General features: G+C 66.2%; 22 protein-coding genes. 10 read left to right on the forward strand and 12 right to left on the reverse strand.

Annotated elements, in window-relative coordinates; genetic code table 11:
* The 5 genes from HYZ11_08585 to HYZ11_08605 all read left to right on the forward strand — a co-directional run.
* Positions 1–1,372, forward strand: a 1,372-nt coding sequence (locus HYZ11_08585; protein ID MBI3127643.1) for a hypothetical protein, incomplete at its 5' end; no start/stop codon positions are given.
* A gap of 223 nt (positions 1,373–1,595) precedes the next feature.
* Positions 1,596–3,131 (forward strand): hypothetical protein, encoded by a 1,536-nt coding sequence (locus HYZ11_08590; protein ID MBI3127644.1) that lies wholly within the window; start codon positions 1,596–1,598, stop codon positions 3,129–3,131.
* Between the two features lie 126 nt (positions 3,132–3,257).
* Entirely contained in the window at positions 3,258–4,448 is a 1,191-nt protein-coding gene (locus tag HYZ11_08595; GenBank protein ID MBI3127645.1) for an aminopeptidase P family protein, read from the forward strand.
* Between the two features lie 339 nt (positions 4,449–4,787).
* The gene (locus HYZ11_08600; protein ID MBI3127646.1) at positions 4,788–4,964 is read left to right on the forward strand and encodes a hypothetical protein; all 177 of its coding nucleotides are present in this window, start codon (positions 4,788–4,790) and stop codon (positions 4,962–4,964) included.
* 17 nt (positions 4,965–4,981) lie between these two features.
* Positions 4,982–5,272, forward strand: coding sequence for a hypothetical protein (locus HYZ11_08605; protein MBI3127647.1), 291 nt, complete (start codon positions 4,982–4,984; stop codon positions 5,270–5,272).
* 108 nt (positions 5,273–5,380) lie between these two features.
* Here HYZ11_08605 and HYZ11_08610 read toward each other — a convergent pair whose 3' ends face one another.
* The 8 genes from HYZ11_08610 to HYZ11_08645 all read right to left on the reverse strand — a co-directional run bounded on the left by HYZ11_08610 (position 5,381) and on the right by HYZ11_08645 (position 12,152).
* The gene (locus HYZ11_08610; GenBank protein ID MBI3127648.1) at positions 5,381–5,827 is read right to left on the reverse strand and encodes a tetratricopeptide repeat protein; all 447 of its coding nucleotides are present in this window, start codon (positions 5,825–5,827) and stop codon (positions 5,381–5,383) included.
* A 210-nt stretch (positions 5,828–6,037) separates the two neighbouring features.
* The gene (locus HYZ11_08615; GenBank protein MBI3127649.1) at positions 6,038–6,457 is read right to left on the reverse strand and encodes a F0F1 ATP synthase subunit epsilon; all 420 of its coding nucleotides are present in this window, start codon (positions 6,455–6,457) and stop codon (positions 6,038–6,040) included.
* A 4-nt stretch (positions 6,458–6,461) separates the two neighbouring features.
* Positions 6,462–7,883: a F0F1 ATP synthase subunit beta gene (atpD, locus tag HYZ11_08620; protein ID MBI3127650.1), complete on the reverse strand. Its 1,422-nt coding sequence runs from the start codon at positions 7,881–7,883 to the stop codon at positions 6,462–6,464.
* Between the two features lie 74 nt (positions 7,884–7,957).
* Positions 7,958–8,848, reverse strand: a complete 891-nt coding sequence (gene atpG, locus HYZ11_08625) for an ATP synthase F1 subunit gamma (GenBank protein ID MBI3127651.1) — start codon at positions 8,846–8,848, stop codon at positions 7,958–7,960.
* 9 nt (positions 8,849–8,857) lie between these two features.
* Positions 8,858–10,396, reverse strand: coding sequence for a F0F1 ATP synthase subunit alpha (locus tag HYZ11_08630; protein ID MBI3127652.1), 1,539 nt, complete (start codon positions 10,394–10,396; stop codon positions 8,858–8,860).
* A 33-nt stretch (positions 10,397–10,429) separates the two neighbouring features.
* Positions 10,430–10,972: an ATP synthase F1 subunit delta gene (gene atpH / locus HYZ11_08635; protein ID MBI3127653.1), complete on the reverse strand. Its 543-nt coding sequence runs from the start codon at positions 10,970–10,972 to the stop codon at positions 10,430–10,432.
* The gene (locus HYZ11_08640; protein MBI3127654.1) at positions 10,969–11,580 is read right to left on the reverse strand and encodes an ATP synthase F0 subunit B; all 612 of its coding nucleotides are present in this window, start codon (positions 11,578–11,580) and stop codon (positions 10,969–10,971) included. The genes atpH and HYZ11_08640 overlap by 4 nt, the downstream gene beginning before the upstream one ends.
* On the reverse strand, positions 11,580–12,152 hold the full coding sequence (locus tag HYZ11_08645; protein ID MBI3127655.1) for a hypothetical protein: 573 nt from the start codon (positions 12,150–12,152) through the stop codon (positions 11,580–11,582). The genes HYZ11_08640 and HYZ11_08645 overlap by 1 nt, the downstream gene beginning before the upstream one ends.
* Positions 12,153–12,898: 746 nt before the next feature.
* Between HYZ11_08645 and HYZ11_08650 the strand changes: the two genes are divergently transcribed.
* Together HYZ11_08650 and HYZ11_08655 are read left to right on the forward strand one after the other, a co-directional pair.
* On the forward strand, positions 12,899–13,897 hold the full coding sequence (locus tag HYZ11_08650) for a fumarylacetoacetate hydrolase family protein (protein ID MBI3127656.1): 999 nt from the start codon (positions 12,899–12,901) through the stop codon (positions 13,895–13,897).
* Positions 13,898–14,176: 279 nt separating this feature from the next.
* Complete coding sequence (locus tag HYZ11_08655) at positions 14,177–15,409, forward strand: aminopeptidase P family protein (GenBank protein ID MBI3127657.1); 1,233 nt, start codon at positions 14,177–14,179, stop codon at positions 15,407–15,409.
* A gap of 13 nt (positions 15,410–15,422) precedes the next feature.
* Here HYZ11_08655 and HYZ11_08660 read toward each other — a convergent pair whose 3' ends face one another.
* From HYZ11_08660 to HYZ11_08675, 4 genes are all read right to left on the reverse strand, one after another.
* The gene (locus HYZ11_08660; GenBank protein ID MBI3127658.1) at positions 15,423–15,629 is read right to left on the reverse strand and encodes a hypothetical protein; all 207 of its coding nucleotides are present in this window, start codon (positions 15,627–15,629) and stop codon (positions 15,423–15,425) included.
* Between the two features lie 4 nt (positions 15,630–15,633).
* Positions 15,634–16,761: a three-Cys-motif partner protein TcmP gene (tcmP, locus tag HYZ11_08665; GenBank protein MBI3127659.1), complete on the reverse strand. Its 1,128-nt coding sequence runs from the start codon at positions 16,759–16,761 to the stop codon at positions 15,634–15,636.
* Positions 16,751–17,506: a phage Gp37/Gp68 family protein gene (locus tag HYZ11_08670; protein ID MBI3127660.1), complete on the reverse strand. Its 756-nt coding sequence runs from the start codon at positions 17,504–17,506 to the stop codon at positions 16,751–16,753. Before HYZ11_08670 ends, tcmP begins: the two co-directional genes overlap by 11 nt.
* A 72-nt stretch (positions 17,507–17,578) precedes the next feature.
* The gene (locus HYZ11_08675; GenBank protein MBI3127661.1) at positions 17,579–18,136 is read right to left on the reverse strand and encodes a DUF1643 domain-containing protein; all 558 of its coding nucleotides are present in this window, start codon (positions 18,134–18,136) and stop codon (positions 17,579–17,581) included.
* Between the two features lie 116 nt (positions 18,137–18,252).
* On the opposite strand from HYZ11_08675, the gene HYZ11_08680 reads away from it, so the two are divergent.
* The 3 genes from HYZ11_08680 (at position 18,253) to HYZ11_08690 (ending at position 20,753) form a co-directional block, all read left to right on the forward strand.
* Positions 18,253–18,417, forward strand: a complete 165-nt coding sequence (locus HYZ11_08680) for a hypothetical protein (GenBank protein MBI3127662.1) — start codon at positions 18,253–18,255, stop codon at positions 18,415–18,417.
* A 261-nt stretch (positions 18,418–18,678) separates the two neighbouring features.
* A complete protein-coding gene (locus HYZ11_08685; protein MBI3127663.1) occupies positions 18,679–19,464 on the forward strand; it encodes an enoyl-CoA hydratase/isomerase family protein in 786 nt (261 codons plus the stop codon).
* Positions 19,465–19,484: 20 nt separating this feature from the next.
* Positions 19,485–20,753: a Glu/Leu/Phe/Val dehydrogenase gene (locus tag HYZ11_08690; GenBank protein ID MBI3127664.1), complete on the forward strand. Its 1,269-nt coding sequence runs from the start codon at positions 19,485–19,487 to the stop codon at positions 20,751–20,753.
* Positions 20,754–20,768 lie beyond the last annotated feature (15 nt).

Raw genomic sequence — 20,768 nt, forward strand, 5'->3', positions numbered from 1 at the left:
CTGGGGCTACGACAACCTGCTGCAGTCCGAGACGGGCTCCGGCAATCTCATCCCCTGGCTCGCCGAGAAGTTCGAGCGGGTGAACGCCCAGGCCTTCAAGTTCACCCTCCGGGCGGGCGCCAAGTTCAACGACGGCACCCCGCTCAACTCGCAGGCGGTCAAGTACTCCATCGGCCGCATCTTCGACCCCAAGGTCAAGAGCCGGCTGACCCCCTATTTCAAGGACATCAAGGAAGTCGAGGTCATCGACGACCGCACCTTCATCATCCGCACCAAGGCGCCCATGAACGGCCTCCCGAACCTCCTGCGCCGCTGGGGCCACATCGTGAACCCCAAGACGAAGGACATGGATCCGGCCGAGATCTCGCGCAACAGCCACGGCTCCGGGCCCTACGTTCTCAAGGAGTGGGTGAAGGGCCAGAAGATGACCTTCGAGGCCAACCCGCTGTGGTGGAACAACGCCAAGTACCCGAACCGCCCCCAGACCCTGATCCTGCGCCGCATCCAGGAGCACGCCACCCGCGTGAAGGCGCTCCAGGCCGGCGAGGTGGACATCATCACCGCCATCCCGGGGCACTTCGTCCCGCAGCTCCAGGCGGACCCGAAGCTGGAAGTGGCGAGCGTGCCGGCCGTCCGCATCCTCTACCTCGGCTTCTTCAGCGCCCACGGCGGGCCCTTCGCCGACAAGCGGGTGCGCCAGGCGGTGAACCACGCCATCAACTCCGAGGCCATCATCAAGACCTTCCTGGCCGGGCACGCGGAGCCCTATTTCCAGATGCTTCACCCCTGGGTGTACTCGGGCCAAAGCAAGAAGTTCACCTCCTGGAATCCCTACGACCCGGGCAAGGCCAAGCAGCTCATGAAGGAGGCGGGCTACGAGAAGGGCTTCAAGGCCCATCTCTTCACCACCATCGGCCGCTATCCCTCCGACAAGGAGACCTGCGAGGCCATCACCGGCATGGTCCAGCAGATCGGCATCGACGCCCCCTGCCGGCCGGTGAACTTCCCGCTCTACCGCCAGACCTTCACCGCCTTCCAGCAGGGCAAGCGCAAGGAGCCCGGGTTCTACTACCAGGGCTTCGGCAACGGCGCGGGCGACACCGCCGTCTCGCTCCGAGGCATGAGCGCCTGCAAGGGGGCCTGGAGCCCCCACTGCTTCAAGGAGTATGACGACATGGTCGACAAGGCCATCGGGACCGCGGACGTCGAGGAGCAGCAGGCCGCGTTCGAGAAGATCCAGATGTGGCTGCGCGACAACGCCACCCACAAGCCGGTGACCAAGGTCCATGACGTTTTCGGCGTGAACAAGCGGGTCAGGTTCATTCCCCGGCACGACGAGGGGCTCGACCCCTGGGAGATCTCGGTGAAGTAAGCCACGGCCTATCGATTCACCCGGGGGGCGCGAAAGCGCCCCCCCTTTTTTATGGGATTGACCCCTCCGGCCGGAAGGGCTACCATCTCCCTCCATCATCCGGATTGAAATGATACCGCCTGGGGGAATGCCATCCCGTTGCCAGGGACTCCCCCTGTTCTCCGGATTCACGATTGGTTCCGCCGCAGTTCCATTTTATGAAACCGAATGGGAGGACAATCCGATGCGAAAGTGCCTTGTCGTTCTGCTCACCCTGATGTTCGCGGCCGCCGCCGCGCCACGGGCCGAGGCCATCAAGCCGGGCACCGTCACCGTCGCCCTCTCGGGCGAGCCGCTAACCTTCGATCCCCACCTCCAGTCCGAGTTCATCGGCACCATGATCTGGCCCTGGGGCTACGACAACCTGGTCCAGTCGACCCCGCGCACCGGCGAGATCAAGCCCTGGCTCGCCGAGAAATTCGAGCGCATCAACTCCAAACAGTGGAAGTTCACCATCCGCAAGGATGCCAAGTTCCACGACGGCACGCCGGTCACAGCCGAGGCGGTCAAGTATTCCCTTGATCGGATCCTCGACCCCAAGACCAAGAGCCGTCTCCTGGCTTACTTCAAGTCTGTCGACCGGGTCGAGGTGCCAGACAAGTACACCGCGGTCCTTCACCTGAAGGTGCCCGACAACGGCATCCTGAAGCTCCTCTACCGGTGGGGGCACATCGTCAACCCGAAGATCAAGGACATGGATCCGGCCGAGGTTTCGCGGAGCAGTCAGGGCTCCGGGCCCTACATCCTCAAGGAGTGGACCAAGGGCCAGAAGATGGTCTTCGAGGCGAATCCCAACTGGTGGGGCAACAAGATGTACCCGAACCGGCCCCAGACCCTCGTCCTGCGACGCATCCAGGAGTCCACGACCCGCGTCAAGGCGCTCCTCGCCGGCGAGGTGGACATCGTCACGGGGATCATGCCCCACTTCATCCCCGAGGTGAAAGCGAACCCGAACGTGGAGACGGTCGCGATCCCAAGCGTCCGCATCCTTTACATGGGGTTCTTCACGAAGCACGGCGGCCCCTTCGCCGACAAGCGGGTGCGCCAGGCGGTGAACCACGCGATCAACACGGAATCCATCCGCAAGACCTTCCTGGGCGGCTACGCCGACTCCTACCATCAGATGCTTCACCCCTGGGTGTATTCGGGCTACAGCAAGAAGATGACATCGTGGTACCCCTACGACCTGGGCAAGGCCAAGCAGCTCATGAAGGAGGCCGGCTTCGAGAAGGGCTTCAAGGCCACCCTCTTCACCACCCTGGGCCGCTACCCGGCCGACAAGGAGGCCTGCGAGTCCATCACCGGCATGGTCCAGCAGATCGGCATCGAGGCCCCTTGCCAGTCCCTGGTCTTCCCGCTCTACCGGCGGACGTTCACGGCTTACCAGAAGGGCAACAAGAAGGACCCCGCCATGTTTTATCAGGGATTCGGGAACGGCGCGGGGTACACCTCGGTTTCGCTGCGCGGTTTCAGCGCCTGCAACGGCGCATGGAGCCCCCATTGCTACAAGGAATTCGACGCCATGGTGGACAAGGCGATCGCCACCGAGGATGTCGAGGATCAGCAGGAGGCGTTCGAGAAGGTCCAGATGTGGATGCGCGAGAACGCGACCCACAGGCCCGTCCTGAAGATCCACGAGGTGTTCGGCAACACGAAGCGGGTGTCGTTCAAGCCCAGCCACGACGAGAACCTTCATCCCTGGGAGATCTCGATCAAGTAAAGCGCGCGACCTCGAAGCTCGAAGGCGCGGGGGGCTTGCGCCCCCCGCGCTTTTTTTATGAGCGGGCCCGGCTTTATACTCGGCGGGCGATTCATAACGTCGTCTTTTCCGCCCGGAGGAGCCCCGATGGCCATGGCGAAGGAGTACCCCCGCTTCTCGAAGCAGGAATACGCGCGGCGCTGCGAAGAGGTCCGCGGGAGAATGCGGGAGCGGGGGCTGGACGCCCTCGTCGTGTACGGCGATTCGGGCTCCCACGGCGGCAACCACGCCAACGTCAAGTACCTCTCCAACTACCAGGACCCCATCAGCAGCTACGTGGTCTTTCCCCTGAAGGGAGAGCCCGCCCTCTACATGTCGAACCGCCTCTACCTGCCCTACGCCCGCCAGATGAGCGTCATCGCGGAGACCGACGCCGTGGACTACGACCCCGCCTCCAAGGTGGAGCGCCGCCTGCGGGAGCTCGGCCTGGAGAGGGGGGCCATCGGCCTCGTGGGGCTTCGGGGCATCCTCCAGGGCTCGCTCCCGCACGGGCACGTCGTCCATTGGGAGAAGGCCTTCCCGGGCGCCTCCTTCCACGAGGCGACCGACCTCCTGGCCTCGGTGCGCGCGGTCAAGAGCAAGGAGGAGCTGCGCTGGTTCCGCAAGGGCGCCGCCTTCACCGACCTGGCGTTCGAGGCGCTGGAGAAAAAGGCCCGGCCCGGCATGACCGAGCACGAGCTGGCCGCCCTCATCGCGGGCGCCTACATGCCGCGCGGGGGAGGCCCCCAGCTCATCTTCGTCGGCTCGACCTCCATGGCGCGCCCCCACCTCATCTTCCCCAACCAGTTCCCCGCCCACCGCAGGACAAGAAAAGGCGACATCGTCCTCACCGAGCTCTCCTCGGACCACGAGATGCACGGCGGCCAGGCCCACCGGCCCATCGCCGTGGGCGCCAAGCCCACCCCCATCTACCAGAAGCTCTTCGACGTGGCGGCCGAGGCCTACAGGCGCATCCTCGCCTGCATCAGGCCGGGCGCCACCCACGAGGACGTGCGGCGCGCCGCCTCGATCATCCAGGAGGAGGGGTTCACCACCTTCGACAGCACCTTCCACGGCTGGGGCCTCCTCATCGAGGACCCCCGCGTGGACATCGAGGCCACGCTCATCAAGCGCCCCCAGAACCAGATCGTCTTCCAGGAGGGGATGCTCATGGTGGTCCAGCCCAACGTCGTCACCCCGGACGCGAAGCGGGGCCTCCAGGTGGGCAATCTGGTCGAGATCACCCGCACCGGCGCCCGGCCGCTCCAGAAGTACCCGCTCAAGTTCATGCGGATTTAAAGAAAAGTCCGCGGACCAGGCGGCTTCTTGGCCGTCCGGCGGGAGGGGTGCGGCCCGGCGCTGGGCCGTGCATGGAGGCTGCGCGCCGCGCCCGATCCGAGGCGGACCGGGCAAGAGCCGGACAGGCAAATCCCCTAGGGAATTTCCCCCGTGCCAAATTCGTGCTTTTCCGGACTGACACTTAAAAATTAATTCTATACAATCTGTTCCGTCGCTCGCGAAGCCGAATTGGCGGTCCCACGGGGAATCGGGAAAATTCCCAGCCTCCACGCGCAAGGGAGGACCCGGCCCTGGCCAAAATACTCATAGCCGGCGACGACGGAGAATGCCCCGCCGTCCATGATCCCGAGTTCGAAGGTGTCGCACGAGCGGGTGCGCGAATGCCTGAACGCCGGGTCGAAGGACTTCATCATCAAGCCCTTCAACCTGCCGGTGCTGGTGCAGCGGGCCGTCAGGCTGATCGGGAAAAGGTGTAAGGCCCCGATCCGCTGCCGGCTTTCGGAAGCCGCCGTCTAGAATGGACGAGGGGGATCATGGACGATGAGATCCTCAAGAAAATTCTCGTCGAATATCCGTCCGGCCACGAATTCAGCCTGCGCGAACTCAAGCTGCGCTTCCGGCGGACGCCCGAGGCCGACCTCCAAAGGGTGATCTTCTCCCACCTGCACCGGAGCGACGGGGGGGCCTGCGAGACGGGCCTCCCGGTGTTCCGCCGGATCGGGGCCGACCGGTACCGCGTTCAGTTGACGGCGGAGAATATCAACCTCCTCTTCGGCGCCGGTAGCCGGACCCCCTCGCCGCCAGGGTCCATTCCCCCCATCTGAGGCGGGGCAGGGCGGACGGGTTGAGCCCGGCGCCAAGAAGCGCGGGAAGCCGCGCGGAAAAATCAGGGGCGGCCAAGCTGGCCGCCCCTGAACGTTTCCGCCGGCCGCTCAATTCGCGGGGGCGCTGTCGATCTTCTGCTTGAGGTCCTGCGCCAGGGGGGAGTTCAGCTTCACCAGCGCCTGGTAGTCCGTCATCGCGGCCTGCCGGTTCTTCAGCATGAGATAAGCCTCCGCCCGGTACTCGAGCGCGGGGGCGTAGTCCGGCTTGAGGGCGAGAGCGCGGTTGTATGCCTCGAGCGCCTCCTGGGGCTTTTCGGTCTTGCGCAGCGCGTAGCCGAGCATGTTGTAGGCGGCGTGATCCCGGGGGTTCTCCTGGACGGCCTCTTGGAACAGGCCCACCGCCGTCTCCCACTGGCCCTCGCTCACCGCCTGGCGCCCCCGGTCATAGGGCGAACCGATCGGCGCCATCGGCTTCGGGTCGGCGTCCGGAAAGGCGGCCGTCGGGAGAACGAGCGCCAGGGCGAGGGCCCAGGCGATCCACAAGCGGGGTTTCATATTCGCATTCCTCCTTGAAAGGCATGCCGCAGCGCCAGCCGGCACGGGCCGGAGCCGCGGCGCAACGAGCCGCCCCGTGGGCGGCCTGGGTCTCTGGCTTGAGAACAAGCGGCGGCGGAAAAGGGTTCCGGGGGCGTTCCCGCCCGGCCGGGCCGGAAGGGCGGCTTTCGTCCGGCCGCGGGGAATTCGCCTGGCGGGGCCGGGAGAAACTCAGGCCATCCCGCTCTGGCGCGCCACCCCGAGCCGGGTGACGGCGCGCTTGAGGGCGAGCTCGGCCCGCTCGAAATCGATGGAGTCCTGGCTGCGGCCCATCATCCGCTCCTCGGCCCGGTGGAGCGCCGCCCGGGCGCGCTGGGTGTTGATGTCCTCGGCGCGCTCTGCGACCTCGGTGAGGATGGTCACCCGGTCCGGACCGACCTCGGCGTATCCCCCGATGATGGAGAGGAAGTACCGGGCGCTCCCCGACCGGTAGGAGAGGATGCCGACGCCCAGCTGGACGAGATAGGGCGTGTGGCCGGGCAGCACCCCGAACTCGCCATGGAACCCGGGCGCGGTCACCTCGTCCGCCTCGGCCGAAATCAGCCGGCGGTGAGGGGTCACGATCTCCAGGCGCAGCGTCCCGTCGGCCATCGCCTCAGACCTTCACCCCGAGGGACTTGGCCTTCTCCTTGGCGGAATCCAGGTTGCCCACCATGTAGAAGGCCTGCTCGGGCAGGTGGTCGACGTTGCCGACGACCAGCTCATTGAAGTCCTTGATGGTGCTCTCCAGCCGCACGTAGACGCCGGGCGTCCCGGTGAACTGCTCGGCCACGTGGAAGGGCTGGCTCAGGAAGCGCTGAATCTTGCGGGCGCGGGAGACGGTGAGCTTGTCGTCCTCGGAGAGCTCGTCCATGCCCAGGATGGCGATGATGTCCTGGAGCTCCTTGTAGCGCTGGAGGACCTGCTGCACACCCCGGGCGACGCGGTAGTGCTCCTCGCCGAGGACGCGCGGGTCCAGGATGCGGCTGGTCGAGTCCAGCGGGTCCACGGCGGGGTAGATGCCCAGCTCGGCGATCTGCCGCGAGAGGACGGTGGTGGCGTCCAGGTGGGCGAAGGCCGTGGCCGGCGCCGGGTCGGTCAGGTCGTCGGCGGGCACGTAGATGGCCTGCACCGAGGTGATGGAGCCCTTCTTGGTCGAGGTGATGCGCTCCTGCAGCTCGCCCATCTCGATGGCCAGGTTCGGCTGGTAGCCGACGGCGCTCGGCATGCGGCCCAGAAGCGCCGACACCTCGGAGCCCGCCTGGGTGAAGCGGAAGATGTTGTCGATGAAGAGGAGCACGTCCTGCCCCTCGACGTCGCGGAAGTACTCGGCCACGGTGAGGCCGGTGAGGCCCACGCGCAGGCGGGCGCCGGGCGGCTCGGTCATCTGGCCGTAGATGAGGCCGACGCTGTCCAGGACGCCGGACTCCTTCATCTCGAGGTAGAGGTCGTTCCCCTCGCGGGTGCGCTCGCCCACGCCGGCGAAGACGCTCGTGCCCGAGTGCTCCTTCGCGATGTTGTGGATGAGCTCCATGATGAGCACCGTCTTGCCCACGCCGGCGCCGCCGAAGAGGCCCGTCTTTCCGCCCCGGGTGTAGGGCTCGAGCAGGTCGATGACCTTGAGGCCTGTCTCCAGCATCTCGGTCGAGGTGCTCTGATCCTCAAGGGTGGGGGCCGACCGGTGGATGGGGCTCTTCTGGGTGGCCTTTACGTCCCCCCTCCCGTCCACCGGGTGGCCGATCACGTTCAGGATGCGGCCCAGCACCTCGCGCCCCACGGGCACCGAGATGGGGGCTCCGGTGTCGACGGCCTTGAGGCCCCGGATGAGGCCGTCGGTCGGCTCCATGGCGACGGCGCGCACGGTGGACTCGCCCAGATGGAGGGCCACCTCGGCCACGATCTCCGGGCGCTCGCCGGCCTGCACCATCCGGGGGTCCTTCCGGACGATGAGGGCGTTCTTCAGGGCGGGCAGCTTGCCGACGCTGAACTCGGCGTCGATGACAGGCCCGATGATCTGGGTGACGCGGCCTTCGTTCATCCTGGGCTCCTTCATCCTCGCGGCCGCCGGTGCGGCCCGGGCCGGGGGCTGGCGCTTCCCCGGGAGAGGGTTCGCTATCCTTTCAGGGCGTCCGCCCCGGAGACCACCTCGAGGATCTCTTTGGTGATCGTGGCCTGGCGGACGCGGTTCATCCTCAGGGTGAGCGTGCGGATCATCTCCGCCGCGTTGTTTGTGGCGCTGTCCATGGCCCGCATCCGGGCGCCGAACTCGCTCGCCTCGGCGTCGAGGAGGGCCCGGTACACCTGGACGGTGATGTGGCGCGGCAGGATGTCGGTCAGCACGCCCAGCACCGAAGGCTCATAGAGGTAGTCCACCCCGCCCGGCACCGGCTCGCCCTGGGCGTTCACCGCGGCGGGCACGGGCGGCGCGAGCGGCAGGAGCCGCGAGAGGCGGGGCGCCTGCCGGAGGATGGAGAAGAACTCCGTCGTCAGGACGTGCACCTCGTCGTAGCCTTCCTCCAGATAGGACTGCATGAGCAGGGCCGCGATGTCCTGGCCGAGGCGGAAGTTGATCTTCCCGTACACCTCGGTGAACTCCCGCTTGAAGGCGTAGCCCCGCCGGGCGAAGAAGGCGCGCCCCTTGCGGCCCACGATGACGAGGCCCGTCTCCTTGCCCTGCTCCTCGCGCCGGCGGAGGAACTGGAACGCCAGCCGGTTCACGGCCGCGTTGTAGCCGCCGCAGAGGCCCTTGTCCGAGGTGATGACGAGGAGGAGGACCTTGTCGTCCTTCATCTCGTCGTGGAGCAGGGGGTGGAGGGCCGGGTCCACCTTCTGGGCCAGGGAATTGACCAGCTCGCCCATCTTCTCGCTGTAGGGACGCACCCCCTCGATGCGCTCCTGCGCCCGGCGCACCTTGGACGCGGCCACGAGTTTCATGGCGCGGGTGATCTGCTGGGTGTTCTTGACGCTCCGGATGCGCCGCCGGTAGTCCCGCAGGGAGGGCATCGGTTCTCCCTAGCCCGCGGCGCCCGCCGCCGCGGGGGCCTTCTCCTTGATGGTCTTGGAGAACTCCTCGCAGGCGGCGCGCAGGCGCTTGGTGATGTCCTCGGTCAGCTCGCGCTTATCGGAGATGTCGCGCACGACCTGGGGATGGCGGCTCTCCATGAACACCTGGAAGTCCGCCTCCACCTTCTGGATCTGGTCGATGGCCACCTGGTCGAGGAAGCCCTGGGTGCCCAGGAAGATCGACATGACCTGCTTGTGGACCGGGACCGGCTTGAACTGGGGCTGCTTGAGCAGCTCGGTGAGCCGGGCGCCCCGGTTGAGCTGGGCCTGGGTGGCGGCGTCCAGCTCGGAGCCGAACTGCGCGAAGGCGGCCATCTCGCGGTACTGCGCGAGGTCGAGGCGCAGCGTGCCGGCCACCTTCTTCATGGCCTTGTTCTGGGCCGAGCCGCCCACCCGCGAGACCGAGAGGCCCACGTTGATGGCGGGCCGGATGCCCGAGTAGAAGAGGTTGGATTCGAGGTAGATCTGGCCGTCGGTGATCGAGATGACGTTCGTCGGGATGTAGGCGGAGACGTCGCCCGCCTGGGTCTCGATGACCGGCAGCGCCGTCAGGGAGCCGCCGCCCAGCTCCGAGCTCAGCTTCGCGGCCCGCTCGAGCAGGCGCGAGTGGAGGTAGAAGACGTCGCCCGGATACGCCTCGCGGCCGGGCGGGCGCCGGAGCATGAGCGAGAGCTGGCGGTAGGCCACCGCCTGCTTCGAGAGGTCATCGTAGATGATGAGGGCGTGCATCGAGTTGTCGCGGAAGTACTCGCCCATGGCGCAGCCGGAGTAGGGGGCGATGTACTGGAGGGGGGCCGGGTCGGAGGCCGTGGCGGCCACGACGATCGAGTACTCCATGGCCCCGTGCTCATCGAGGGAGCGGATGACCTGGGCCAAGGTGGAGCGCTTCTGCCCGATGCACACGTAGATGCAGTGAACGTCGGTTTCTTTCTGGTTCATGATGGCGTCGATGGCGATGGCGGTCTTGCCCGTCTGGCGGTCGCCGATGATGAGCTCGCGCTGGCCGCGCCCGATGGGGATCATGCCGTCGATGGCCTTGACGCCCGTCTGGAGGGGCTCCTTGACCGGCTGGCGCTGGATCACGCCCGGGGCGATGACCTCGATGTTGCGCGTCTCCTTGGAGTTGATGGGCCCCTTACCGTCGAGGGGGCGGCCCAGCGGGTCCACCACCCGGCCTAGGAGCTCCTTGCCCACGGGCACCTGCACGATGCGCCCGGTGCGCCGCACCTCGTCGCCTTCCTTGATGTGCTGGTCGTCCCCCAGGAGCACGGAGCCGACGTTGTCCGTCTCCAGGTTCAGGGCCATCCCGAAGAGCTCCCCCGGGAAGGCGAGCAGCTCGCCGGCCATGCACTTCTCCAGGCCGTAGATGCGGGCGATGCCGTCTCCCACCGAGATGACCGTCCCCGTCTCGGCCAGCTCCACGGAGGCGTCGAAGCCCTCGATCTGCTTCTGGATGATCTGGCTGATTTCCTCGGCGCGAATCTGCATGAACGATCCCCTCGGTCCGCCGGGCCCGGACGGCTACTTAACCGTCAGCGTCTCCCGGAGGTTCTTGAGCTGGTTGCGGATGCTCCCGTCCATCACCACCCCGCCCACCTGGCACACGAGGCCGCCGATGAGGCCGGGGTCGCGCTCGACCTCGAGCAGCACTTCCTTTCCCGTCATCGCCCCGAGCTTGGCCTTGAGGCGGGCGGCCAGGGCCTCGTCGAGCGGGTATGCGCTCCTGACCTGGGCCCGCGCCCGGCCCGCCTTCTCGTCGGCGAGCTCGCGGTAGATCACCGCCATGGCGGGGAGGTCGGCGAGGCGGTCCTTCTCGAGGACCAGCCGCGCGAACTTCCGCAACAGGGGGCGCGCCCCGCCAGACTCCAGGATGCCCTCGATCATCCGGATGCGGTCCGGGCGCGGGAAGCGGGGGTTCATGAGCACCCGCCGGAGCTCCCGGTGGCCGGCGACCATGTCGGCGAGGGCGGATAGCTCCTCCCCCACCGGATCGACGGCGCCCTCCCGCTCGGCCACCGCCACCAGCGCGCGCGCGTAGCGGCGGGCGGCCTCGCTCGTGATCATCGGGCGCCTCCGTTTCGCTTATCCAGCTTGGCCACGTAGTCCTCGACGAACCGCTTCTGGTCCTCGGGGCCCAGGTTCTTGGCGAGCATGTCCTCCGCCAGCCCCAGCGCCAGGAGGGCGGCTTGGTTCTGGAGATCCGCGCGCGCCTTCGTCGCCTCGAGCGCGATGGTGCTCTTCGCCTGCTCGAGGAGCCGCTTGGCCTGCGCCTCCTGGTCCGCCTGGAGCCGCTCGCGGAGGAGATCTCGCTCCTTCCGGCCCGTCTCGCGCACCTGGCCCAGCTCGGCCTCGAGGCCCGCCACGCGGGTCCGCTGGACCTCGAGCTGGCGCTCGGCCTCCTGCCGGGCGCGCTCGGCCTCGGCCAGCGCCTTGCGGATGCCCTCCCGGCGCTCGGCCAGGAAGTTGCGCAGGGGGCGCGCCGCGAGCTTATAGAGGATGCCGACGACGATGAGGGTGTTGAGGAGCTTGAAGAGCTCCTCCGTGAGGTTGAAGGACTTGTGGTGGGCCTCCCCGGCCTCGGCCGCGAAAGCGAGCCCCGGCGCGAGGAGGGGGAGCGCCGCGAGGGCGAGCCCCGCGAGGAGGAACATGGCCGCGCGCGCCCGCCCGCCCATCAGGCCACCTTCCGCCCGGCGAGCCGGTTGGCGATCTGGGCCGCGATGGCCCGGGCCTTCCCCTCGAGCTCCCGGCGCGCCTGGCCGGCCTCGGAGGCGATGGTTTTCCGGGCCTCCTCGATCTGGGCCGAGGTCTGGCGCCGGATCTCCTCCATGCGCTTGCGGCCCGCCTCGGTCATCTCCTGCTGGAGGGCGACCAGCGCATCGGTGTTCTCCCGCTGGATCTCGGCCAGGGAGTCCTCGTACTGGCTCACGTAGCCCTGGGCCTCCTTGCGGTCGCGCTCGGCGGAATGGAGGTCGCCCTTGATCTTGCCCTCGCGCTCCTCCATGAGGCGCCCGAGGGGCCGGTAGAGGATCCTGTTCAGGATGAGGAGGAGGATGAGGAAGTTGGCCCACTGGATGAGGATGACGATCGGGTTGAGGATGAGCGCCCCGCTCCCGAAGTTGAACTGGTGGACCCAGGCGTCGAAGCCGCCCTTGGGCGCGGCCGCCGCGGCCCACGCGGGCCCCGCCCACAGCAGGAGGGCCAGGGCGAGCCAGGGGAGGAACCGGAGCGTCTTTCGCGCGGGCATGAAGCCCCTCCGCCGCCCCGCCGCGAGGCCCCGCCCCGGGCGGGCGAACCGATCCCCGGGAGGGCCGGATGCCATGCGCAGGAGGGGCCAAAGTGATGGCAGGGCAAGAAAAATCGGGCCGCCGACGGGGGTTCCCCAGGCGCCGCGGCCCGCGAAAACGCCCTAAGCTAACCGCACCCCCCCGGTGAAGTCAAGCCCCCGCAGGGGGGATGAAGGGGCCGATCTCGGGGAGGAAATCCCGCGGGAAAGCGGACCTGAGACATCCACCTCCGCAGGGGTGAACCTCGCGTTCGCCCGGTTCCCGGGATATGGGCGAATACGGGATTCGCCCATACGGATCGCGTCTCCATGGGTATTCGATTCTCCCCCTCCCTCCGGGCCTTCGCCCGCCGACCTTCCTTCACCCGCCGAAGCGGGCTTCGCGAAGGCGGGAGCGGATTTTCGCGCAAGCGGGAGCGGCTTCGGCCCGCGTAGGCGGGAGGGGGGGAGGGAAACCGCCAAGTGGCCTCCCCCACTGTGAAACCGGGTACATGGGTAACACATCAGACCTGGGACATGGGTGACACTTTACTCCACCGGTTCTGGGGTCCTCCCCGGAGGGGGAGGGGGTGAGGCAAAGCCGCCTTCCGAGCCTCCCCCCGCCTGCCCCTACCCGCCCGGAAATGCTATCTTTCCTCCCGATCTTCACCCATTTTCCCCTATTTTCCCGCCTTTTCCCCCGGTATGCGCGGGGCAAGGAGCCCTCGATGAAATTCGTCACCTTCGAGATCGCGACCCCCGCCGGCCCCCTCCGCCGGGCGGGGGCCCTGGCCGGGACGCCCGGCCGGGAGGACCGCGCCGTGGACCTCTCCGCCGCCTTCGCCGCCCGCCTCCGGGCCGAGGGCCGGGAGCCCCGCTTCCGGGAGTACGCCGCCTTCCGGCTTCCCCAGGACATGGTGGGCGTCATGGAAGGGGGCGAGCCCTCGCTCGAGGCCGCCCGGGAGGCCCTGGAGTACGCCAACTGGGAGGGGCCCGACCCCCGGGGCGTGGACGGCGAGCGGCTCATCCACCCCCTCGCCGAGGTCCGCCTCCTCCCCCCCGTCCCCCGGCCCGTGAGCTTCCGGGACTTCTTGACCTTCGAGGGCCACAAGGCCGCCGGCGCGAGGAGGCGGGGCACCGCCATCGACCCCCTCTGGTACGAGATCCCCTCCTGCTACAAGGGCAACCGGCTCACCCTCATCGGGCCGGGCGACGACCTCCCCTGGCCCCGCTACACCCAGAAGCTCGACTACGAGCTCGAGCTCGCCATGTTCATCGGCCGGCGGGGCCGCGACATCCCCGAGGCCGGGGGCCTGGGCCACATCTTCGGCTTCACCGTCCTGAACGACTTCAGCGCCCGCGACATCCAGATGGAGGAGATGAAGCTCTGGCTCGGCCCCCACAAGGGCAAGGACTTCGGCACCGCCATCGGCCCCTGCGTCGCGACGCTTGAGGACTTCAACTCCCGGGACGCCGTCATGGTGGCCCGGGTGAACGGGGAGGAATGGAGCCGGGGGAACGCGGGCGACATGCACTTCTCCTGGGGCAAGGTCGTAGAGTGGGCCTCGGCCGAGGAGGAACTCGCGCCGGGCGAGATGTTCGGCTCGGGCACCGTCGGCACCGGCTGCGGCGCGGACCTCGACAAGTGGCTCAAGGTGGGGGACGTGGTGGAATTGGAGATCGAGGGGATCGGGGTGCTCAGGAACAAGATCGTGGGGAGCCGGTAGGGATTCCAAAACGTCTTTCCTTGATCGATCCGCGGGGGCGGCGGGGGCCTACCTCTTCCGGGCGCTCTTCCTGGGGCGATGATTTTCCCTCTCCCCTTGGGAGAGGGCAGGGTGAGGGAGCCTGCCATCGCGCGCGCCCTCACCCCAACCCTCTCCCGGAGGGAGAGGGGGAAAGCCCCTGCGCCGTTCCGTCCGCAGCGAAGAATCCGCTTCTTCTCTTTTTTCCCGTACAATCCCCCCACCCCATCCACTGGCTCCCCCCTCCCGAGGAGGTTCCCCATGACGCTCGGCCTGATGGCGAAGGACTGCGAGATCCGCGTGGACTACGGCAAGCTCCGGCGGGACCGCCTGGAGAAGACCCGCGCCCAGATGAAGCGGGAGGGCCTCGCGGCCCTCCTCGTCTTCGACCCGGACTGGATCCGCTACATCACCAGCACCAAGGCGAACGACTGGGCCAACAACAAGCTCCTCCGCAGCGCCCTCCTGGCCGAGGGCCAAGAGCCGCTGCTCTACGAGCTGGGGAGCGCCATCGAGGCCAAGCGCGCCCTCTGCCCCTGGATCGCGGACCGCATGCACCCCTCCATCGGCACCTGGCGCGGGGCCTTCCCCCGCCCCGTGGTGGAGGGGAACGCCAAGAAATTCGCCCGCATGGTGCGCGGCCACCTGGAGGACATGGAGGCGGCGGACGGCCCGGTCGGGGTGGACATCACCGAGATGCCCATCCTGCGCGCCCTGGAGGCCGAGGGGCTCACCGTGGCGGACGGCCAGCAGTGCATGCTCGATGCCTCCAAGATCAAGACGCCCGAGGAGGTCGAGCTCATCGAGACCTCCATCTCCATCGTGGAGGCCGCCTTCTGGGAGGTGGCCGAGCGCGCCAAGCCCGGCGTCCGCGAGCAGGACATCGCCGCCTTCATGCGCGAGACCATGTACCGCCTCGGGGCCGAGGAGATGCAGAACATCAACGTCATCTCGGGCAACCGCTCCCACCCCCACCCGCACGACTTCTCCGACCGCATGCTCCGCATGGGGGACATGCTCTTCATCGATGTGGTGAGCGTCTTCAACGGCTACAAGACCTGCTACTACCAGACCTTCTGCATCGGCCGGCCCTCCAAGAAGCAGCTCGAGGTCCACAAGCGGTGCTGGGACTGGCTCTTCACGGCGATCGAGAAAGTGAAACCCGGGGTCAGCACGGCCGAGATCGCGGCGCTGTGGCCCCCGGCCGAGGAGCTGGGCCTGTCCAGCGAGGCCGAGGCCTTCGCGCTCCAGGTGGGGCACGGCATCGGCATCACCCACTGGGGCAAGCCCGTGGTGAGCCGTTTCTTCTCCTTCGAGCACCCCGAGGAGCTCCAGGAGGGGATGGTGCTCGCCTTCGAGACCTACTGCGGCCACGGCAACGACGGCGCCCGCATCGAGGAGCAGTTCGTGGTCACCTCGGACGGCGTGCGGATGCTCAGCAAATTCCCGTCCGAGAAATTGATCGCCTGCCCGGTGGGGGCGATGGGGGTGTGAGGGGGGGATGCGCCTAACGCTTCTTCGATCCTTTGCCCTTCTTCGCCGGGGCGCTTCTTGGTTTCGCCTTGGGCTTCAGGCCCAGGCGCTCGGCCACCTTCTCGAACGGGACGGTCTTCTCCCTCCCGGAGCGCAACGCCTCCAGCGCCTTCCGGCCCTCCTCGATGTCGATCTGGTCCTCGATGCGCTCGATCAGGCGGAGATAACGTGAAGTAATCATAGCATTATAAAAACCTTACGGTTGTTCCAGCAGGGTACTCTCCCGGCCTGTTCCTTCTCCCCGGGGGCCTATTCACAATAATCGTTGGAGGCGATTCTCTTTCCATTTCCATTAGAGTCCGTCGCCTCAGATGTATTTTCTCCGAGTAAGGAGTATCCACCAGCACAAACCTTTCGATATCACCTATCAGGACAGGCTCCTCTCCTCGATATTTTTCCCGCAAGAGCGTTTTTAAAAGTCCCGTTTCACCTTCACTAAAAAGAACCATTTGGGCAGGATTGCTAATATCCGAAAAGCGCTCTCCCCACATGGGGTCCGCTTTCCACATAGCTTCTTTCATTCTGCTAAGGCCGGTCAGGTCATTGGTTCCAAAAAACAGAAAGTATTCTGTCCTATTGCCTTCGTTAATCATTTGAAACGAGCGCACGTAACTTAAGCCTCCCATGTTCACCAATTGACGACGATACAACTGAGTAATTTCATTCAAACGAGTCATAGGGTTTGCTTCAGTGATAATTTCTTGCCAATCGTTTGCGCCAAACAAGTCGTCAAAGTGTCGACGAATATTTTCGTCCGGATGTTGAATGAACCTATTTATGTACTCATACATAAACGTAACAAGGCACTCGCATTTGGGGTTTTGGCAAATCCGGGATATGAGCCTCATGGGAAGACCAGAAAACCCATAAGGATCTATAAATGCAAGGGTTGGCGCTAGGTTTCGACCTCGGCTCTCTATGCCATCTAAAAGACGTGTCAATACCCTTTCAAATTCTCCTTGTTCGACGTCAATCTTCACCCAATCTGGAATGGCATATTGACTCTCAAGTTGTGATATTTCTGAATTTAGATTGTCCTTGTTGGCAGAATCTCTCTCAATGAATTTAAAAACAATTTCACATTCATGCCTTAGAGTCCTAAAATATGGGTGTTCTAAGACAGCTTTAAGCGCAATTATCGGGGAGCCGTCCTCTCCTCTACTATATCGCCCTCGTCCCGCGAAGCCGTCTATATAAACGATCCTATCGTTATACCGCGCCATGATCGGGAACCATGCATTTAAATACCGCCGAAGGATGTAGTGCTTGATTCGGGTATGGGGTTGAATTTCCCAAAGATCGTCAGAGGGCAATTCTCGTTTCTCCCCGCCACTCATTTATCTCTGAGGCAATCACTGGATATTCATCCCAGACTTTTCCATCCAACAATCTCCCGCCTGCCTTAGGCGTAGTCCCACCCCATTGCTTGAAGAAAAATGGCACACGTGCCTTGACACATTGGCGGCGAATGTCACGAACCCATTCTCGTTTGATATCCCGATGACTCGGGCCACTTTCACCACCGACAATGACCCAATGAATTCCATCTAGAGGTAACTTCGGGATTGCCCCAAGTAGAGGCTCCGCGGAAACGAACCGAACAAAAGCTGGAACCTTTTTTAGATGAGACAACCGCCATGTATATTCAACGCTTTCAATGGATACACCCATCCATACGTTCTCAGGCCAAGGAAGACGACATGAGAGTTTCTCTAAATTTTCAGCTCGTTTGGTCAACACCTGAAAGGTATGCCAATGTGCCTTAGACATGGTTTCAAAAACCCTTGCTATGAAATCGAAGGGAATTTTTTCATGGAAGAGGTCGCTCATGCTGTTTACAAAAATTTGTCGCGGCTTCGACCATTTGAGCGGTAGGGTCAAAAGGTCATCATGGAGAGTCAGTGCAAATCCATTCCTGTACCGAGGGTTTCCCATTGCCTGAAGTCGATGGGCCAACCGTTCTGCGTAACAGTTCTTGCAACCAGGACTGATCTTGGTGCAACCAGTCACAGGATTCCAGGTTGCGTTAGTCCATTCGATGGATGAATTCATCGCCATCGGCACATCCTTTCATGCAAAACGGCAACCGGAACCACTCCCTAATTCTAGCATACTTTTAATCGTATTTCGTTATTTTTTCGTCCACCCCCCATTCCACCCCAACCCATGCCTGGGAAACCCCATCCTCGTCATCCCCACCACTCCCACGCTTTTTCCCTCTAGCAGCCCCATCGCCTCCGAAATCCGCCTCGCGTAGCGCCCGGGCTCGACCCCGTTGGGGTTGCCCCAGGCGGCGAGGATGATATCGGCCCCTTGGGCGGCCTGGAGGATGAAACGGTCATTGTCTTCCCCCACGGCGTCTTCGTAGGGGACCGCGTTCAGGGCCTTGGGGTAGGGGCTGCGCAGGCCGAAGAGGTTGGCGAGGCGGAGCCGGGCGAAGCCCGCGCGCCTCGCCCAGGCCTCGAGCTTGCCGAGGGTGGGGTCGCTGCGGGTGGCCGAGGCTGTGGAGGGGTTCTTGCCGATGACCAAGAGAACCGGGCCGCCCCCCGGGGCTCCGGCCAAGGCTTCTTCCGACAGCGCGACTTCGAGGAGGCAGCGGTACTCCCCCGCTTCGGGCTCGCAGCGCAGGACGCGGCGGCCCGCCTTCGCTGAAGTTACGGCGGGTGGGGTGGAGGAGGGGTTGCGCATTGCGTGCATTCCCCGAAAGAAAGGAGATCAGGCGAACCCTGGAAAAAGGGGACGGATCGGTTATAGCATGTGGGACGGGCCCGGCCGCGGGCCCCCGTCCAGCGAGGAGGAAGAAGGTGACGCCCCGAGACAGCCAGCCGCCGAAGGAAAAGCCGATAGGGCTGCACTACACGATCATGAAGGGCCTCCGGATGGGGGTGACCAAGGAGAAGATGGCCGAGGTCATGGGGATCACCGTGGGTCAGATCAACACGGTCCTGCTGCTCCAGTCGGAAAACTAGAAGGACGGGGAACCCCGAAGCACGGAATTCCCCGAACGGCCGCCCGCTCCGGCCGGCTGGTGGCCGGTGCGGCGCTGCGCATAGAATGCTTTGGGTTGTCGCTGCTCCCCCTCCCCCCGGGAGGGGGCGGGGGGAGGGAAAATCCACGAAGGGTCTCCCCCACCCTGCCCTCCCCCACGCCCCAAAGAACTCAGGGGGAGGGAGAAAAATCCAGGGGCCTCGTCCTTCCCGAACAACGATCCCCCCCGCGAGGACTCCCCCATGCCCGTCGAGGCCTACGAGAACCTCCTCTACGAGACCGAGGGGCCGCTGGCCCTCATCACCATCAACCGGCCCGGGCGCATGAACGCCATCTCGCTGGGGACGCTGGAGGAGCTCGGCCGGGCCGTGGAGCGGGCGGCGGGGGACGAGCGGGTGCGCGCCATCGCCGTCACGGGGGCGGGGGAGAAGGCCTTCGCCTCGGGCTCGGACCTGGAGGAGGTGCAGGCCCGGAACATCCGGACCTCTTTCGTCCCCCTGGTGCAGGGCCTGGCCGAGCGCCTGGAGCGCACCCCGAAGGCCACCATCGCGGCGGTGAACGGGGTCTGCATGGGGGGAGGGCTGGAGGTGGCCCTGGGCTGCGACCTGCGGGTGGCCTCGACGGCGGCGCGCTTCGCCACCCCCGAGGGGAAGCTGGGCATCATCCCGGGCGGGGGCGCGACCCAGCGGCTCCCGCGCCTCGTGGGCCGGGGCTGGGCGCTGGAGATGCTCCTGATGGGGGAGACGCTGGACGCCGAGGAGGCGCTCCGCATCGGGCTCGTGACAAGGGTGGTGGCGCCCGAGGCGCTCCTGCCCACGGTGCGGCGGATGGCGGAGCGGCTGGCCTCCTACGCGCCCCTCGTCCCCCCCTTCATGAAGGCGATGGTCCACAACGGGATGGAGGGGAGCCTCCAGGCGGGCCTCGCGCTGGAGAAGATCGCCCAGGCGGCCCTCTGCGAGACCGAGGACAAGGCCGAGGGCATCCGCGCCTTCCTCGAGAAGCGCGAGCCGCGCTGGAAGGGGAGGTAGCCCCCGTGGCCGCCGTCGCGATCGAGGCCGCCCCCGCCGAGTACGACTCCCCCCTCTACCGCTCCGCCCTCGCCCAGCTCGACGAGACGGCGAGGCTCCTGAACCTGGACCCGGGCCTCCATGAGCGCCTGCGCCACCCGAAGCGCGCCCTCATCGTCTCGGTCCCCACGGCGATGGACGACGGCACGACGCGCGTCTTCACGGGCTACCGGGTGCAGCACAACCTGACGCTGGGCCCCTGCAAGGGCGGGGTGCGCTACCACGAGGAGGTCTCCCTCGGGGAGGTGGCGGCCCTCGCCATGTGGATGAGCTGGAAGTGCGCCCTGATGGGGCTCCCCTACGGGGGCGCCAAGGGGGGCGTCGCGGTGCGGCCCTGGGAGCTCTCGCGGAGCGAGCTCGAGAACATGACCCGCCGCTACACGAGCGAGATCGCCCCCTTCATCGGCCCCGACATGGACATCCCCGCCCCCGACATGGGCACCGACGAGCAGGTGATGGCCTGGATGATGGACACCTACTCCATCCTCCGGGGCTACACCGTGCACGGCGTCGTGACGAGCAAGCCCCTCCTGCTGGGGGGCTCCCTCTTCCGGCGGGAGGCGACCGGGCGCGGGGCGGTCCACGTCTTCGAGCGGGCATGCAAGGCCTGGCGGCGGGACCCCGGGGGCATGCGGGCGGCGGTCCAGGGCTTCGGGAACGTGGGCTCGGTCGCGGCCGAGGCCCTGGCGGCGCTGGGCGTGAAGGTGGTGGCGGTGGGGGACCGGACGGGGGCGGTGTTCAACGGGCGGGGGCTCGACGTCCCGGCCCTCGCGGCCCACGCCCGGGAGAACGGCGGCGCGGTCCGGGACTTCCCCGGCGGGGAGCCCTTCCCCCCGGAGGAGATCCTCCTCCAGCCCTGCGAGGTGCTGGTGCCCGCGGCGCTCGGCAACGTCATCACGGCCGGGAACGCCGGGAAGCTCCCGTGCCAGGTGGTGCTCGAGTGCGCGAACGGCCCCACCTCGCCCGAGGCGGACGCCATCCTGGCGGAGCGCGGGATCGAGGTGCTGCCGGACGTCCTGGTGAACGCGGGAGGCGTCACCGTCTCCTACTTCGAGTGGGTGCAGGACACCGAGCACTACTTCTGGGAGGCGGACGAGGTGGAGGCTCGCCTGCGCAAGATCATGGCGCGCGCCTTCGACGCCGCGATGGCGCTCTCCCGGGAGAAGCGGGTCTCGATGCGCCTCGCGAGCCTCATGCTCGGGGTCTCGCGGGTGGCCGAGGGCAAGCGCCTCCGGGGGCTCTACCCCTAGCGGGTCGAGGAGAGC

Source organism: Candidatus Tectomicrobia bacterium, assembly GCA_016192135.1.
GTDB lineage: Bacteria > UBA8248 > UBA8248 > UBA8248 > UBA8248 > 2-12-FULL-69-37.